This is a genomic window from Pseudomonas sp. NPDC088429 (genome assembly GCF_044753305.1).
GTDB classification, from domain to species: domain Bacteria; phylum Pseudomonadota; class Gammaproteobacteria; order Pseudomonadales; family Pseudomonadaceae; genus Aquipseudomonas; species Aquipseudomonas rustica.
Map to the genome: position 1 here is coordinate 116456 of NZ_JBIVMX010000007.1, position 16135 is coordinate 132590.

Annotated in this window: 14 protein-coding genes; 6 read left to right on the top strand and 8 right to left on the bottom strand. The window is 56.7% G+C overall.

Going from position 1 to position 16135, the window contains the following annotated elements:
- Window positions 1–212 precede the first annotated feature (212 nt).
- Window positions 213–1208: a tRNA dihydrouridine(20/20a) synthase DusA gene (gene dusA / locus ACIP66_RS06905; protein WP_159815501.1), complete on the top strand. Its 996-nt coding sequence runs from the start codon at window positions 213–215 to the stop codon at window positions 1206–1208.
- A gap of 49 nt (window positions 1209–1257) precedes the next feature.
- On the opposite strand, the gene ACIP66_RS06910 is transcribed toward dusA, so the two are convergent.
- Window positions 1258–2091: an undecaprenyl-diphosphate phosphatase gene (locus ACIP66_RS06910; protein WP_053121998.1), complete on the bottom strand. Its 834-nt coding sequence runs from the start codon at window positions 2089–2091 to the stop codon at window positions 1258–1260.
- A gap of 571 nt (window positions 2092–2662) precedes the next feature.
- Here ACIP66_RS06910 and ACIP66_RS06915 point away from each other — a divergent pair.
- The 3 genes from ACIP66_RS06915 (at window position 2663) to ACIP66_RS06925 (ending at window position 6114) form a co-directional block, all read left to right on the top strand.
- Window positions 2663–3400, top strand: a complete 738-nt coding sequence (locus ACIP66_RS06915; protein WP_400646545.1) for a winged helix-turn-helix domain-containing protein — start codon at window positions 2663–2665, stop codon at window positions 3398–3400.
- A 279-nt stretch (window positions 3401–3679) separates the two neighbouring features.
- On the top strand, window positions 3680–4330 hold the full coding sequence (locus ACIP66_RS06920; protein WP_400646548.1) for a transcriptional regulator: 651 nt from the start codon (window positions 3680–3682) through the stop codon (window positions 4328–4330).
- 389 nt (window positions 4331–4719) lie between these two features.
- Window positions 4720–6114 (top strand): undecaprenyl-phosphate glucose phosphotransferase, encoded by a 1395-nt coding sequence (locus tag ACIP66_RS06925; RefSeq protein WP_212551146.1) that lies wholly within the window; start codon window positions 4720–4722, stop codon window positions 6112–6114.
- Between the two features lie 741 nt (window positions 6115–6855).
- Here the strand turns inward: ACIP66_RS06925 and ACIP66_RS06930 are convergent.
- From ACIP66_RS06930 to galE, 6 genes are all read right to left on the bottom strand, one after another.
- Window positions 6856–8934, bottom strand: a complete 2079-nt coding sequence (locus ACIP66_RS06930) for a YjbH domain-containing protein (protein WP_400646551.1) — start codon at window positions 8932–8934, stop codon at window positions 6856–6858.
- Complete coding sequence (locus tag ACIP66_RS06935) at window positions 8931–9692, bottom strand: capsule biosynthesis GfcC family protein (protein ID WP_400646553.1); 762 nt, start codon at window positions 9690–9692, stop codon at window positions 8931–8933. Before ACIP66_RS06935 ends, ACIP66_RS06930 begins: the two co-directional genes overlap by 4 nt.
- Window positions 9689–10354 carry a YjbF family lipoprotein gene (locus ACIP66_RS06940; RefSeq protein WP_400646556.1) on the bottom strand — a complete coding sequence of 222 codons (666 nt, stop codon included), beginning with the start codon at window positions 10352–10354 and terminating at the stop codon, window positions 9689–9691. The genes ACIP66_RS06935 and ACIP66_RS06940 overlap by 4 nt, the downstream gene beginning before the upstream one ends.
- Before the next feature lie 12 nt (window positions 10355–10366).
- Window positions 10367–11428: a polysaccharide biosynthesis/export family protein gene (locus tag ACIP66_RS06945; RefSeq protein ID WP_053122149.1), complete on the bottom strand. Its 1062-nt coding sequence runs from the start codon at window positions 11426–11428 to the stop codon at window positions 10367–10369.
- Between the two features lie 144 nt (window positions 11429–11572).
- Window positions 11573–11809: a hypothetical protein gene (locus tag ACIP66_RS06950; RefSeq protein WP_007910552.1), complete on the bottom strand. Its 237-nt coding sequence runs from the start codon at window positions 11807–11809 to the stop codon at window positions 11573–11575.
- A 233-nt stretch (window positions 11810–12042) separates the two neighbouring features.
- Window positions 12043–13059, bottom strand: coding sequence for a UDP-glucose 4-epimerase GalE (gene galE / locus ACIP66_RS06955; protein WP_400646561.1), 1017 nt, complete (start codon window positions 13057–13059; stop codon window positions 12043–12045).
- Between the two features lie 389 nt (window positions 13060–13448).
- On the opposite strand from galE, the gene galU reads away from it, so the two are divergent.
- On the top strand, window positions 13449–14282 hold the full coding sequence (gene galU, locus ACIP66_RS06960; RefSeq protein WP_053122017.1) for a UTP--glucose-1-phosphate uridylyltransferase GalU: 834 nt from the start codon (window positions 13449–13451) through the stop codon (window positions 14280–14282).
- Between the two features lie 35 nt (window positions 14283–14317).
- Window positions 14318–14728: a mannose-1-phosphate guanylyltransferase gene (locus ACIP66_RS06965; RefSeq protein ID WP_053122019.1), complete on the top strand. Its 411-nt coding sequence runs from the start codon at window positions 14318–14320 to the stop codon at window positions 14726–14728.
- Window positions 14729–14863: 135 nt separating this feature from the next.
- Here ACIP66_RS06965 and ACIP66_RS06970 read toward each other — a convergent pair whose 3' ends face one another.
- Window positions 14864–15994 (bottom strand): GDSL-type esterase/lipase family protein, encoded by a 1131-nt coding sequence (locus tag ACIP66_RS06970; RefSeq protein ID WP_400646563.1) that lies wholly within the window; start codon window positions 15992–15994, stop codon window positions 14864–14866.
- Between the last annotated feature and the right edge of the window lie 141 nt (window positions 15995–16135).

A 16135-nucleotide genomic window follows, 5' to 3' on the forward strand; every position in this document is an offset into this window, starting at 1 on the left:
AAAGCCCTTAGTAGAAAAATAAATGGGATGACGTTTGGATTGCACATCCCCAATCCATTCGTTAACCCTTTGCCGAAACTCTAAATTCAGAGGAAGAGGAGTTCTGCTCGCCTTAAGCGATCAAACAACCGCTCGTAAGAGTCGACTCAGCCCCAATAGCCCAATCCTGATAAACTCCCCACCTCCCAGCCCCACCCAATCCAGAATCGCCAATGTCCCCTATCACCGCAGCACCTGCCCCACTCTCCCGCCGCTTCTCCGTCGCACCCATGATGGATTGGACCGACCGTCACTGCCGCTTCTTCCTACGCCTCCTGTCGAAGAACGCCCTGCTCTACACCGAAATGGTCACCACCGGCGCTCTCCTCAACGGCGATCACGAGCGTTTCCTTCGTCACAACGAAGCCGAGCATCCATTGGCGTTGCAACTCGGTGGTAGCGTCCCCCTAGACCTGGCTGCCTGCGCGCGCATGGCGCAAGAGCACGGTTACGACGAAGTAAACCTCAACGTCGGCTGCCCAAGCGATCGCGTGCAGAACAACATGATCGGCGCGTGCCTGATGGGTCACCCACAGTTAGTGGCGGATTGCGTCAAGGCCATGCGTGACGCGGTGTCAATTCCTGTCACGGTCAAGCACCGCATCGGCATCAATGGTCGCGACAGTTACGCAGAGCTGTGCGATTTCGTCGGCACCGTCCGCGATGCCGGGTGCACGAGTTTTACCGTGCATGCGCGGATTGCGATTCTGGAGGGGTTGTCGCCGAAGGAGAATCGTGACATTCCGCCGTTGCGTTATGACGTGGCGGCGCAGTTGAAGGCGGATTTTCCGGAGTTGGAAATTGTGCTGAACGGCGGGATCAAGACGATGGAGGCCTGCCATGAGCATTTGCAGACCTTCGACGGCGTGATGTTGGGGCGCGAGGCTTATCACAATCCGTATGTGCTGGCGGAGGTGGATCAGCAGTTGTTCGGCAGTTCGGCGCCGGTGATCAGTCGGGCTGAGGCGTTGGCGCAATTGCGTCCTTATATAGCCGAGCATTTGGCGGCCGGCGGCGCGATGCACCACATCACGCGGCATGTACTGGGCCTCGGCACGGGGTTCCCGGGGGCGCGTAAATTCCGTCAGTTGTTGTCGGTGGATATTCACAAGGCCAAGGATCCGCTGGCGTTGCTGGATCAAGCCGCCGAGTTGCTTGAAGGGCGTTGATGCCCTCCCCCAGTTTCAACCAGGCGGTTCGATCCGCCTGGCTTGACTTTCACCCCGCCGCTGCCGCTGTCCAGTTGACCCAACCAAACGCCCACGTCGCCAGAATCAGTAAACCAAACGCGATCCGATACCACGCGAACGCGGCATAGCTGTGGTTGGCAATAAACTTGAGCAAACCGCGCACGGCGATCATCGCGAAGATGAACGCGGTGACGAAGCCGAGCGCGAACACTGGCAGGTCGTTGGGCTGAAACAAGTCGCGGTATTTGTAGCCGGAATACACGGCGGCGCCGACCATGGTTGGCATGGCGAGGAAGAACGAGAACTCGGTAGCGGCTTTGCGTGACAGGCCGAAGAGCAAGCCGCCGATGATGGTCGAGCCGGAACGCGAGGTGCCGGGAATCATCGCCAGGCACTGTACGAAACCGACCTTGAGCGCGTCAGACCAGCGCATGTCGTCGACGTGCTCGACGCTGATCACATGACTGCGTTGTTCAGCCCACAGCATCACCACGCCACCGACCACCAGCGCCACGGCGACGGTAATCGGGTTAAACAGGTAATGGTGGATGGTGTCGGCGAACAGCACGCCGAGTACAACGGCGGGTAGAAAGGCGATCAGTAAGTTGACGGTGAAGCGTTGTGCATTGCGCTCAGTGGGCAGGCCTTTGATGATTTCGAAGATCTTCGGGCGGAACTCCCAGACCACGGCGAGGATGGCACCCAGTTGAATAATAATGTTGAACGCCATGGCGCGTTCGCCACCAAAGTCGAGCAGGTCGGCGACGATGATCTGGTGGCCGGTACTTGAGATGGGCAAGAACTCGGTGAGGCCTTCAACCGCACCTAATATCAACACCTGGAAAAAAGTCCAGAAATCCATTAATCCTCCGTCAGAGCGCTCGTGTGAGCGACCGGGTAATAACACTCAGGGCTGAGTATCTGCAATTAAACAATTGGCCAAAATGAAAGATCAAAAGATCGCAGCCTTCGCCAGCTCCTACATTTGAAATGCATTCCCCTGTAGGAGCTGCCGAAGGCTGCGATCTTTTGATCCTGAAAGAATAGGTCTAATGAAATGCCACACTCAAGCCATGTTAGTAATCGTCGGACGACGAACTACGCAGAAAATATTTAGGGGCTGAGTGGCAAAAAGTTAGTCCAGCCAATAAAGTGTGATGAATCTCACATTCACGCAGATGGCCAAACAATGGCAATTGGACATTAACAAAGCGATGGCCAGCGATTCAAAATAGTGGCACCATTGCATATCGCCACCATCTAAGCGCTAGTTCACCTATCTGACAAAATCAACTAAAAGCTTGAAAAGCTTAATTATTGTTAGAAAACTCGGGAGCCACGTCTAAAAAGCGCGTGAATGTTACCAATTGTCAGTCACAGATGAGAACCGGTGCTTTAACATCCCGATGTCAGCACTTAATTCGAGTCAATGCATGATGCTCTCTGGGAACTTAGCGACTAGAAGTCCGCGCCCGCAAAACGACGACCCCGGTGTTCTCACTTTGGGTCTTACCCGTGGCGTGGCCGAACATTTTAGAACGCTGGTGGCCAGGCATGTGCGTAGCGATATGGCACTAGAGGTCGATGCGTACACTCGTTCATTTCAGCAGAATGATTATTCTGGGTATCGCGCCATTTTCCTGGTCATCGACAGCCCTCAGGCCCTCGAAGACAATTTGGCGCTGGTGCAAAGCGTTCGCAGCGACAACTTGAAACCGATCATTTGCGCAGTGATCACGGGGCGCGGCGCCTTCAACAAGATCAAGTATTTTCTGGCCGGCGCTGACTTTTGTATCAAACTCAATACCCTCTCTGAGGACAGCGACGAGTTGCTTGCCGAGTTCTTCAACAGTGAAGAGTGGCAACGCGATATCAATCTGACCCTCGACCCGACGCGCATTTGCCTGATGGGCTCCCGCCAGAAACTTGATATCTCGTTTGCCGAAATGAAGATCCTCGAAGCCTTTGCGCAAACTCATAACCACATTCTGAGCCATGATGAAATTGCCAACATCATGGGCCTCAACCCCAATTTCTACGACCCTCGAGCGCTGGAGAAATCGATCAGCCGCTTGCGTGGAAAAATCAAGGACATGTATGGTACCAACGCGATTCAGAGCATCCGCGGCCATGGCTATCGCCTGCTGCGGGGTCTGATATCGACTGCCTGATTCAATGGCAGCCATCCCTTTTGCATACGTACGAAGGATCGTCCCATGCAACGCTATCGTTTTATCTGTACTGCACGCCTATTAGAAATCAAGCGATTGAATGAGCGCGACAACACTAACCATAACAATAACTCCATAACATAGCAGCAGATCGAGTGGAACTTATCGAGGGCCATCATTGGGCCCAGACCCTGCCTATCGATTACTTCCGAGGAAGTCATTGCTCGCCTGCCGATTGACCCTTTTTAGCCAATTTTGGTGTGTATTCAGGAGAGAGACATGGAAACTAGTACAACCCTCCCAAGAAAATATTTTGTTGTCGTGACTAATAGCACAACGTCGCAACGTGAACTGGAAAGCATTTTGTCCAGTGAACGCTTCAATTCATTTGGCACGTCTCAGGCACAAATGTTTATTGAAGACTCCGCTTCGCCCTCTTCCGCCCCGACCGTGATGGAGTTCACATACCCAAGCGTTAGTCGAAAGAACGTCGCACGCACGATTGAATATGACACCCAGAAAATCATCGCCACCCTCGAATCCGAATGGCGAGCCGCGCAAATCGCTAATCCCTTTCAGAGCAATCCATCGGTAACCGGCGAGATAATTCCCGCCAATGCTGACGATACGCCTGGCAACGAAACCTGGCATCTGGACAACGATCAAGGCGCACTGGTCAAAGACGATGTCGAGATCAGTCTCACCGGACTTGAAACAGCACTGGTCAAAAAAATGCTCAGCCATGAAGAACGGGTTGTCAGTCGAGACGAGTTGATTCTGAGTATCGGCCGAGAGCCGGAGCAATATCGCGGTCTGGAGATGTGCCTGAGCCGCCTGCAAGACAAGTTCAAAATGGCCAGTAAGGGTGAACGACTGTTCCGCGCGGTCAGAAACCGTGGTTATTGCCTCATCCAGGAAGTCGTCGCCTAAACACAGCCGACCGCCCAGACCAGATAAACAGATAAAAGTGCGATTACAAAAACAACAAGAGCACTCTGTTTGGTTTCAACTCCCTCCTTTAATTAACACTCCCTGCCTCCACCCCTCCAACAGTAACAAATACGACATCCTTTATTCACCCCCTGCTATTCGACCTTTTCTAACAATCAGCTTTTAAATATTTAAAAGTTGGCACTGTGCCATCTTGTTAGAACTCGTCAGACACCCTTATCGCCAATAACTTAGTCTATTGACTGACGACAGTTCGACCTATCGGCGTTGTTACCTCAGGACACTCGCTACAACAAAAACAATAAGCCTGTTTAACAACTCGGATTTCAACTGTTGAAACCTGAATGGACGTCTTTTGGGGATATCGTATGGATCTTTCTCTTAGTATTAATCGAAGCACGGGCCTCAAGGGACTGACCTTTTGGGGCCAATGGGCGCTGGCGCAGGGCTTCGTTGTAACGCTGTTGTTCGTACTGGCTGAACAGCACACAGGAAGCGTCGCGTTCTATTACCGGATGTGCGCAACCCTGGCGGTTTTGGCTTCGGTGCCGGCTTATACGTTTAGCGGTGTTTATCGCAAACGCGACAATTACCTGACCGGGTTGGGTCGGTTGTTCATGGGTTGGTCGATGACCATGGCAGCGCTGGCCTGCATTGCGTTTGTCTGCCAGGCCGATGAGTTGTTTTCACGGCAGGTGATTCTGAGCTGGGCGGTGTACGGCTTCCTCGGTCAGGCGTTTTTGTACGCACCGTTGCATGCGTTTTCGAAGTACTACCAGCGCTCGCGTAAAAGTGAGCACAAGACGCTGATCGTCGGCACTGGCGAACTGGCGCTGGGCTTGGCGAAGAAGCTCAGCCTCTCGGAAAACCTGCCGCTGGTGGGACTGGTGAGCAACGGCACCCTGCCCGCTCTCGACGCCGATGCACCGCGCGTCGTCGGCGCTCAGGAGCAATTGCTGGAGCTGATCGAAGCACACGACATCCGCCGTTTGTACATCACGCTGCCGCTGTGCGAAGCGGCGCAGATCGAGGCGATGTATGTCGATTTGCTCGGCGCCAACGTTGATGTGGTGTGGGTGCCGGATCTGAACGCGCTGACGCTGCTCAATCACTCGGTGAAAGTCGTGGATGGTTTGCCAGCGATCTACTTGAACGAGAGCCCGCTGACCAGTCGCCCGACCGCTGCGTTGAGCAAAAGTCTGGTTGAAAAAACCGTGGCGTTGCTGGCGATCATCGCGTTGAGCCCGATCCTGCTGATCATCGCTCTGGCGGTAAAGCTCAACTCGCCGGGGCCGGTGTTTTTCAAACAGGATCGCCATGGCTGGAACGGCAAGGTGATCAAGGTCTGGAAATTCCGCTCGATGAGCGTGCACGACGACCGCGAAGTGAAACAGGCCAGCCGTAACGACTCGCGCATTACTGCGGTTGGACGCTTTATCCGTCGCACCTCGCTGGATGAATTGCCGCAGCTGTTCAACGTGCTGCAAGGGCATATGGCACTGGTCGGGCCGCGTCCACATGCGGTGGCGCACAACCACTTCTACTCGGGGAAAATCCTCGCGTACATGGCGCGTCACCGGATTAAACCGGGGATCACCGGGCTCGCACAAATCAGCGGTTGCCGGGGCGAGACGGACACGATCGACAAGATGCAGAAGCGTGTGGAGATTGACCTGCAGTACATCAACAGTTGGTCGTTGTGGCTGGATCTGAAGATCCTGGTGAAGACACCGTTTACGTTGTTGTCGAAGGATATTTACTGAGGCCGGTTGCGCAAATGCACGGGGACGAAAGTCCCCTTTTTTGTGCCTGGGATTTGGGTTGGAATAGGGATTTTTGCGGCGGCACACAACCCTTGTAGGAGCCGAGCTTGCTCGCGAAGGCGGTGGGCCAAGCAACATCGATGTTGAATATGCTGACGCCTTCGCGAGCAGGCTCACTCCTACAGGGGATGAGTGCTCGGCCCAAGATAGGTGGCGTGGCACATGCCCTTGTAGGAGCAGAGCTTGCTCGCGAAAGCGGTGGGTCAGGCAACATCGATATTGAATGTGCCGACGCCTTCGCGAGCAAGCTCTGCTCCTACAGGGGGTTTGTGTTGATCACGGGATAGCGGGAATGCCACAGATCATTGTAGGAGCAGAGCTTGCTCGCGAAAGCGGTGGGTCAGGCAACATCAATGCTGAATGTGCCGACGCCTTCGCGAGCAGGCTCACTCCTACAGGGGGTTTGTGTTGATCACTGGATAGTGGGAATGCCACAGATCATTGTAGGAGTGAGCCTGCTCGCGAAAGCGGTGGGTCAGGCAACATCGGTGCTGGATGTGCCGACGCCTTCGCGAGCAAGCTCGGCTCCTACAGGGGATTTGTGTTGATCACGGGATAGCGGGAATGCCACAAATCATTGTAGGAGCAGAGCTTGCTCGCGAAAGCGGTGGGTCAGGCAACATCAATGTTGGATGTGCCGCCGCTTTCGCGAGCAAGCTCTGCTCCTACAAAGATCACGGGTTACTCGGTGATTTTCTCGAAGTTGCGATAGAACATGTCCCCTTCCCGGCTATCCGTCATCGAGTGCAGCTGGAAGCTGCGGCTCAGTCTGGCGCCACCGTCTCGGGTCAACGGGGCCCACACCAGGTTGGCGCGGCGCATGGTCGACATGCTCATCATTTCGTCGAACGGGATCGACAGGTACAGGCCTTTGTCGAAGCTACCTTCACCGTATTCGGCGCTGTTGGCCGTGGTAATCGTCGCCCACGCACCAAAGCGCACGCCGTTGAAAAACTCGCGCGAGATATCCACGGTACCGCCCCAATCCCCCGCCAGATAACGACCGACACTGACGGCTGCTAACGTATCAAACGGCAGATCCGTGTAACCGGTGATATGCCCGGTCACCACCGAGTAATCACGCAAACCCAAACCCTGATCAAAATCACGCTGGCGCACCCAGTTCAGATCCGCGCCCACCGACCAGCGTTCACCGGTCGGGCGGAACAACACCTCCCCGCCCACACCGGCAAACATCGACTCCAGATAACCGCCGTACACCATGCCGTAGAGGTCTTTATCCAACTGCTCGGCGTGGCTGACCTGGAACAGCGGCATGGTCACATCGGAGGTGGTCAGGTACTGCCGCAAATCCGTGCGCACACGCGGTAATCCGCTCGGTGCGTCGTAGGTGAATTTGTCGAAGTTGTTCGCCAGATTGGCGCTGAGCAGACCGCTCCACCAGGTGTTGCGATTGAAGCGGTATTCGGCGTCGGCATCGGCACTGAATTGATAGAGCAAACCATCCGGGCCGCCGACGTTCTGTTTGAAGCCCAGACCAACGCCGTAACTGAAATGCTGCGGCGCTTCGGTGTAGAGGGTTTTTTCGTTGTGTGGCATCGCCGGGTTGATCTCGGTGGTGCGGTGCAGCGACTGCAACGGCTCCTCGTTGTTGATCACCTCGCGGAAGGTCTGGCGCGGCACGCTGGTTTCTTCCAGGGGCAGGTCGTAGCGTTTGTTGACCACGGTAAACCAGTCGATATCGTCGTTGACGCTGTTATCGAAAATCCGGCTTGCACGCCCGACTGCCTTGGACGAATGGAAGTATCGCTGCTGCTCGCCGTACACGATCAGCTCGGAATCGCGCTGGGCAATGCGCTCGACTTTGTAGCCGGCATTCTGCTGCAAACGCTGCGAGACGTTGGCCCAGTCAACCTGCTCCATCGACGTGGTCGGTGCCTTCGCCGGCAGCGGTTCCGGGGTCGGGTCGTAGGTTTTCGCCGGCGCTTTGCGGCTGACGAAATTGGTGTGAAAAGTCACGCCAAACATCGCCGTATTACCGCGCTCCCACGCCGCGCTGAGGTCGATCGAATCAGTGACTTTGAACACTGCGCCGAGGTTGATCGGCGAGTCCTGTTTGATCTCGTTGTCCTTCGGCTCGTTCTTGTAATCGTTGCCTTCGTATTCGAGCTTCAGGCTAAGACGATCCCACGGCGTCTGATAGCTCACACCGCCGAACAGCGAAGGCCGACCACGAAAGTACGAACCCGCGTTGACGTCACCGGTGCCTTCGGTTTCCGGACGGGTTTTGAAGCGATCACTGGCGAAGCCCAACGGGTTGTCGAAGTCGCCGCGATTACCGATGTAACCCCAGGCGATGCCGGCGCTGAAATCAAAATTGTCGAAGCGTTTGTTGGCGACGAAAAACTCACTGGAGAACAAACCGGTACCGCCGATATCTCGGAAGCCCAGCGCCACTTCCGGCGCCCAGTGGCTCTCTTGCCAGAGCCGGACTTTGGCGTCGACTGCCTTATCCTTATAGCTTTGGCTGCCGCTGAGGGCCTCCGAGCCGTACGGCCGGTTGGTGATCGCGGTGTAGCGAAACGAGCCTTCGAGCCAATCCAGCGGCTGCAACGAAACGCTGTAGCGGCTGTACGGATCGGTGCGGTTGGCATTGACGCTCAACTCGCCGGCCGGGGCCATGCGTGCGGTCGGCGTCTGCCACAGACCGGCGCCGCCGAAGTCATTCTGGGTAATGCGCGGCTCTGCATGAGCCAAACCACAGGGCAATAACAACACAGCTGCAAAACGTAACTTCAACGAACCACCTCGGCCAGCTGCGTGGCAATAAATTCGGCCAACTGCTGATTCAGCTCAGGGATAGGCGGATCAAGATCATCATTTTTCAGCGGCACCAGAATCTTGCTGCCGGCCACGGGAAAGTGCCCGGACTCGCGATTCCAATGCGCAATACCGACGCGCTGCGAAGCGCCATTGGGCTGGATCAGCCACAGATAATCGGCCTCGGCATCGCTGGAAATCGCACAGCCTTGCAGATACTCGCGAGCTTCCTGCAACGGCTGATACGGCAGGTGACACGGCTCATCAACCGCGCCCACCACTTCCACCTCATCGACGCGCGTCGGGTAGATCAGCCGATCGCCATCGTCGAGACGGATGTTGCGGGCGAAGCCGACTTCCAGCGCCACCGGATCGAGATCGGCAATCTGCCGCCCGGTCACCGGCATCTGCCGAACCTCGTCGGCAACACGCTGCGCCAGCGCCGCCCGGCTCGGTCTGTCGAAAAGCAACGCCATGCGCCGCAGCACATCCAGATCAAACAGCACGCCGACCTTCAGCCGCGTCTGTTGCTCAATCAGCGATTGGCGCAGCAAGCCGCCCGCCAGCCAATAACCTTCGGCATTCGGTACGGCAACGCTGATCACATCGAGCAAACGCCCACCCGCCGGCAACTCGACCGGGCCCGGGTTGGCGACATCGCCGCTGACAATGACGGCGGCCTGACTCGCACCTGCGACCAACAGCAAAAAAGCGGAAAAAACCCTCAGGCGCTTCACGGCAAATGCCTGCGATCAGGGGTCAGTTGCACGAGCTTCACCCGCAGTTGCGAAGTGAGTTGCTGCTCGCTCTGCACGATGAAACCGTCACGCGGATCGACCCAATAACGGTTGGTCGCACTGAGACCAATGGCCGGCGCATCAATCTGCTCGTCGACACGCAGCACGGCGTAGTCCTTGTCCAGAATGGTCAGGGTTTCAGTGGCGCGGCGGGTGAAGCGACTGTTGACGATCACCCCCACTTCCTGGCCCTTGTAGAGATCGATCCAGCGCCGCGTGGTGAAACCATCCGGCACTTGATGCAGGCCTCGTTTGAACGGCGAGTTGTCAGCCAGGCGTGTGCCATCGAGATCGCCTTCGAGGCCAAGGCCAATGCTGCGCACGGCGAGGCCATCGCGCAGCAATAACACCTGTTTGCCGGAGGCGACCCAGAACTGCAGATCCTCGCGCTCGCGCACCAGCGCCAAAACGCCGGAGCCGGACGGCGTGGTCAGTTTGAGTTGCGGGTAATTGACCCCGGCCACTTCGGCGGGCGTCACCTCGACTTCATCCGGGCCGACGACCGCGGCCTTCAAGTTGTTCAGCGATGCGCTCATCAGCGGGTTACAGCCGCACAGCAACGCGGCCGCCAACAGGCAGACGCCGATTTTCAATATTTTCACGGACGGGCGGCCTTATTTGCTGTTGTTGCTGTATTCGCTCCAGTTCTTCGCAGCGGAAGCGCCGGTGCCAACAATCGATGCCGACGGCACCAGTTGGCTGATCAGACGGTTCCAGCGAGTCACGTTGGCAGGGCCGACATACACGACGTCCTGAGGACGTACTTCGAAGTGCGAAGCGAGCGCCATGGCGGTCGGCGATTCGGCTTCGAGTTGATAGATTTTTGCCGGCTCGACATCGAGGTTTTCCACGCCGCGAATGACGTACACCGCGTTGCCGTTGGAGGTGGTCTGGCTCAAGCCGCCGACCGAACCGAGCACGTCGGAAAGGTTCATTGTCGCGGTCTTGAAGCTCAACGCGCGCGGCTGATTGACCTCGCCCATCACGTAGATGCGCTTGTTGTCGTTGTACGGCAGATACAGCTGATCGCCGCCCTTGAGGTAGACGTTCTGCAACTCGGAATCCGCTTGATTGAGCGAATCCAGATTGAGCGGATACACCCGGCCCTTGCGGTTGAGCAGCAGCCCGGACAAGTCGGCATTGTTGGTGTCGATGCCGGCAGTGCCCAGCGCCTCGACCACGCTCAGCGGGTTGGTGGAAATCGCTTGTGGGCCAGCCTTGGTGACGGCGCCGGTGACCACGACTTTCTGACTGGCGAAACGCAACACCGCGACATCGACCTGCGGCTCGGCGATGAACGCCGACAGCCGTTGTTCGATGTCCGAGCGCAGTTGCTGGATAGTCCGGCCGGTGGCCTGAACTTCCTTGATAAACGGGTAGTACAGCGTGCCATCGGAGCGCACCAGGCGGCCGTTGGCATCGATCTGTTGTTGCGCGCCGGAGGGTGCGGTCAGTTCCGGGTGATCCCACACGGTGATGTACAGCACGTCGTTGTTGCCGATGCGGTATTCCGCGGGCGTCGCCAACAACTCTGCCGGCAGCGACTCACGTTTCTGCGTGGCGCGGTTCATGGCAATCAGCTTGGGCGTGATCGGAATCAGCTCGACCCGGCTGCTTTCACTGGCGCCCTGACGCGTGATGTCCTGGGTGCTCAGGTATTGACCGGGGGAAAACATGCAACCTTGCAAAGCGAGACTTGCCAACATTAAAAGATAAACACTACGAGTCATAATGGCACTACGCTATTCAAGGGCGAATCCAAAAACAAAGTCACCCGACTCACGTCGGGCGACCTTGTACTGCACTAACAGAACTTCCTGTTAGTTATGCGTGCCGGTTGTACCGGTGGTACCCGTTGTACCGGTGGTACCGCCGTTGGCACTGCCACCGCTGTTAGACGCCGCGACTGCACTGGCGACCATTGCAGTACTGGCTGCCGGCGCTTGAGAAGCCGCCACGTTGCCACCTACATTGGTCACCGCAGTAAGCGGTGCTTCAGCGGCGGCAGCCCAGTTGCTCAACATCGTCAACAGGGCAACTGCCATCACTTTTTTCATAACAACTCCTTTCTAACATTCAGCCTGTTAAAAAACCGGCGTGTGTTAGAGGTGGTAGCGTTCAAGCCCGCAAATAGCGCGAACAAGATCCGTTGTTCTTTCACAGTCTTACCCAACTGATAAAAGTCGAACGGCAGGTTTATATCTACGGACTTGCAAAAGGCATTGCCAGTGTAATTTCCCGACGGAATCTAACAACCTGACTGAAAATAACATTGGACTTTAAATGGCCATCATCCCAAGTAACCATTGGGATGCGTGGATTGCCAGCGCCAGGTGTCGGTGACCATGTCATGCAAACTGCGCGTGGCTTTCCAGCCAAGTTCTTTGGCAGCCTTGGAGGCGTCGGCCCAACTCTCGGCAATATCGCCGGAACGACGCGGCATCATCCGGTATGGCACCGGTTGCCCGCAGGCCTGTTCGAAGGCATGCAGCACTTGCAGGACGCTGTAGCCGTCGCCGGTGCCGAGGTTCCAGGTGTGAATGCCAGTGCGTCCGGCAATCGATTGCAATGCTTTCAAATGCCCATCGGCCAGATCAACGACGTGGATGTAATCGCGCACCCCGGTGCCATCGATCGTCGGGTAGTCGTTACCGAAAATCGACAACTCTTGAAGGCTGCCGACCGCGACCTGACTGATGTAAGGCACCAGATTGTTGGGGATACCGTTGGGATCTTCGCCCATCTGCCCGCTGTCGTGAGCGCCGATCGGGTTGAAGTAGCGCAGTAAGGCGATGCTCCAGCGCGGTTCGGCCTGGCTCAAATCGCGCAGCACGTTCTCGACGATCAACTTGGACTGGCCGTAAGGATTGGTCGGATTACCGGTAGGAAAATCTTCGCGAATCGGCATTTGCTCGGGTTCGCCGTACACCGTGGCGGACGAACTGAACACCAGACGAAACACCCCCGCCGCCGCCATCGCCTGACACAGCGTGATGCTGCCGCTGACGTTGGTTTCGTAATACTCCAGCGGCTTGCGCACGCTTTCGCCGACAGCCTTGAGACCGGCGAAATGCAGCACGGCCTCGATGTTGTGTTCGCGGAAAATCCGGTCGAGCAAGGCCCGATCACAGACATCGCCGCGAATCATCCAGGCACTCTTGCCGCAGATGGCTTCTACGGCATGCAACGCCGCATCGCTGCTGTTGCAAAGATTATCCAGCACAACAACTTCATAACCTGCTTCCAGCAACGCAAGTGTGGTATGCGAACCGATATAGCCGGCACCGCCGGTCACGAGAATCTTCATGGCGCGATCCGTCATTTGATAAATGCCAAGTAGCGTGTCAAGCCCGACTGCATGGATATGTGTCGCAATCCACACAAACGAACGACAACAACCGAAAACAAAACTAGTTCAATGACTGGCAATAAATATTTTTGCAGGTCACACTGTATTGCCCGCTACTTATTAGCACTGCAAGTGCACGAATCACTATCAACAGATACCGACTAAAAATAACTAATCACGCACTCACCGACATCTCATAACATTGTCGGCTTTTATCCTCATGAACAATTGCCATTAATAACCTGACTCAGGTATTAAAGTAAGCCTTCAATCATCATTGAAACTTGCAGACCGAAGTTATGGCCTGCATGCGTCGCCTGTGTTCCATGACTGTCCAGGATACTTTTATGATTCGTAAATGTTTGTTCCCCGCTGCCGGCTACGGCACGCGTTTCTTGCCGGCCACCAAAGCCATGCCGAAAGAGATGCTGCCGATCGTCAACAAGCCGTTGATCGAATACGCCGTTGAAGAAGCACGGGACGCTGGCCTGCAACACATGGCCATCGTCACCGGCCGGGGCAAGCGTGCGCTGGAAGACCATTTCGATATCAGCTACGAACTTGAACATCAGATTCGCGGCACTGAAAAAGAGAAGTTTCTGGCCGGCACTCGCGAGCTGATCGACACCTGCACCTTCTCCTACACCCGTCAGGTGGAAATGAAGGGCCTCGGCCACGCGATCCTCAGCGGCCGTCCCTTGATTGGCGACGAGCCGTTTGCCGTGGTACTGGCCGATGACTTGTGCCTGAACCTTGAAGGCGACGGCGTGCTGACGCAGATGATTCAGCTGTACAAGAAATTCCGCTGCTCGATCGTCGCGATTCAGGAAGTCCCGGCCGACCAGACCCACAAGTACGGCGTCATCGCCGGCGAGCTGATTTCCGACGGCATCTACCGCGTCAACAACATGGTGGAGAAACCGGCGCCGCAAGACGCACCGTCGAACCTGGCGATCATCGGTCGCTACATCCTCACGCCGGATATTTTCGACCTGATCGCCGATACCGAACCGGGCAAGGGCGGCGAAATCCAGATCACCGACGCGTTGATGAAACAGGCGCAGAACGGCTGCGTACTGGCCTACAAATTCAAAGGGATGCGCTTCGACTGCGGCGACGCCGAGGGTTACTTGCAGGCGACCAATTTCTGCTACGAAAACGTCTACCTCAAGGGCCGCTGAGACGGCTCCCTCCTTTTCATTTCAGGCAGGCCACCATGAACATTGCACAACATTCCGTAGAGATTGAACGCGAGGTGGGCAACCTCGGGGTGATGAGTTGGTTGTCACGCCATCAGCCGTTGCCCAGCGCCAACGAAACCTGGCTGGGCACGATTTTGCTGGTGGAGCGGATTGGCGTGTTCCCGGCGTCCGGGGATATCCGCCGGCCGCTGCGCGATCCGTATCCGCTGCTTGCGCATTTGAAGAAGCGCTATGGCGAGCAGGCGCTGGAGATGGATGACAGCGACGGGCTGAAAGTGATCTTCAGCGACTGGCGCTTCCGCGTGCGGATTTGCTGCAACGACCCGGCGATCATCATCAACGTGGAAACCCGTTGTGATGCACGGTTGATGCCGCAGAAGCTTGCGGAATTGCTCGAACAAGTCGACGCCTTCACGCAAGACTGACCTGATCGTTCCCACGCTCTGCGTGCTGATCGTTCCCACGCTCCGCGTGGGAATGCCGCCCGAGACGCTCCGCGTCCCTACGCCGGATGACGCGGAGCGTCACAGGATGCATTCCCACGCAGAGCGTGGGAACGATCATTGTGGAGCGGCATCGCAGCGATTGTTGGCGCCAGTGATCCAGCCGTAGAAGTAATCTGCAATCACCTTCCCGCCCGTGGCCGGCAGCGGATGAATCTTGTCCGGGCCGATCATCGCAGCAGCGTAGCGCTTAACGTCCGGGCCAAACGCGCATTGCAGGTTGGCGTAACCCAACCGCTGCTCCCGCGCCCAAGGCTCAAGCACCTGCGCATACGCCGACATCGGATAAGCGCTCGAACGCGTGGTGTCCTGACGCATGATCAGGTTGATACTCGCCGCCGGTTGAATCTCGCGAAGCATGCCCACCAGGCCTTGAACGTTCTGCAGATACTGCGCGGGTTTCACGCCAAAGCCCTGATCGTTGCCACCGAGCATGATCAGGTAAACATCGGCAGGGATCTTCGACACAGCGGCTTTCCACTGGGTCTGCCATTGCGCATCGTTGTGATAGAAGTCAGCGGATGCAGCGCCAGACGCTGCGAGTTTAGAGACGCGCACGCCGTTCTGATCGTTGCTCATCCACAGGCCGAACAGGGTTGGCGTGCCTTTGGTAACTTCCAGTTTGAATGACCAGTCTGCTGCTGCCGGAAGACCCGAGAGGGTTGCTTCCTGAACGCCAGAACCTGCCAACGTCATCGGCTGCCAATCTTCTGAGGATGACCAGCGATAGCGGATCTCGGCAAGTTCGCCATTGCCCAGGTAAAACAATTTAGCCTGAGTGACGGCGGTGTTGATCGCCGGTGTCGGGCTGGCGTTGACTTGCAGCCATGCGCCTGGCCGGCCCTTCACCGTGCGGCTGTCCGGACTCGCCTGGCCCAGACCTGAAACCGTCCAGTCCCCGCCGAAGTATTTTTCACTGCTGCGGGTGTATTTGAAATGCGTGCCGCCGAGCGCGGCGCCATGGTTGAAGCCGATATAGCCGGGCCCGGCAAAACCTACTTCCCCGGCCACGCGCTGCACCAGTTTGTTCAGATAGAAATCCTGGCCGGCGCTGTAGCTGTCGCCGATCACCGAGACCGACAACACCTTGCCGGCCTTGCCTTCACGCCACTGGGCAAACCGCTCATGCGCATCACCCACCTCAACCACAGACGCTGCTACGGGTTGAGCGTCATTCACTGCCAACATGCAAAATTTCCTTCCGTCCGTAAGGGCCCCTTCGCGAGCAAGCCCGCTCCCACACTGGATCGGCGTCATACACGAAGCGCAAATCGATTTCACGCATGCCGCGCTCTGCGATTCGTGCAAGGGTACCGAGGGGGCCCCTGT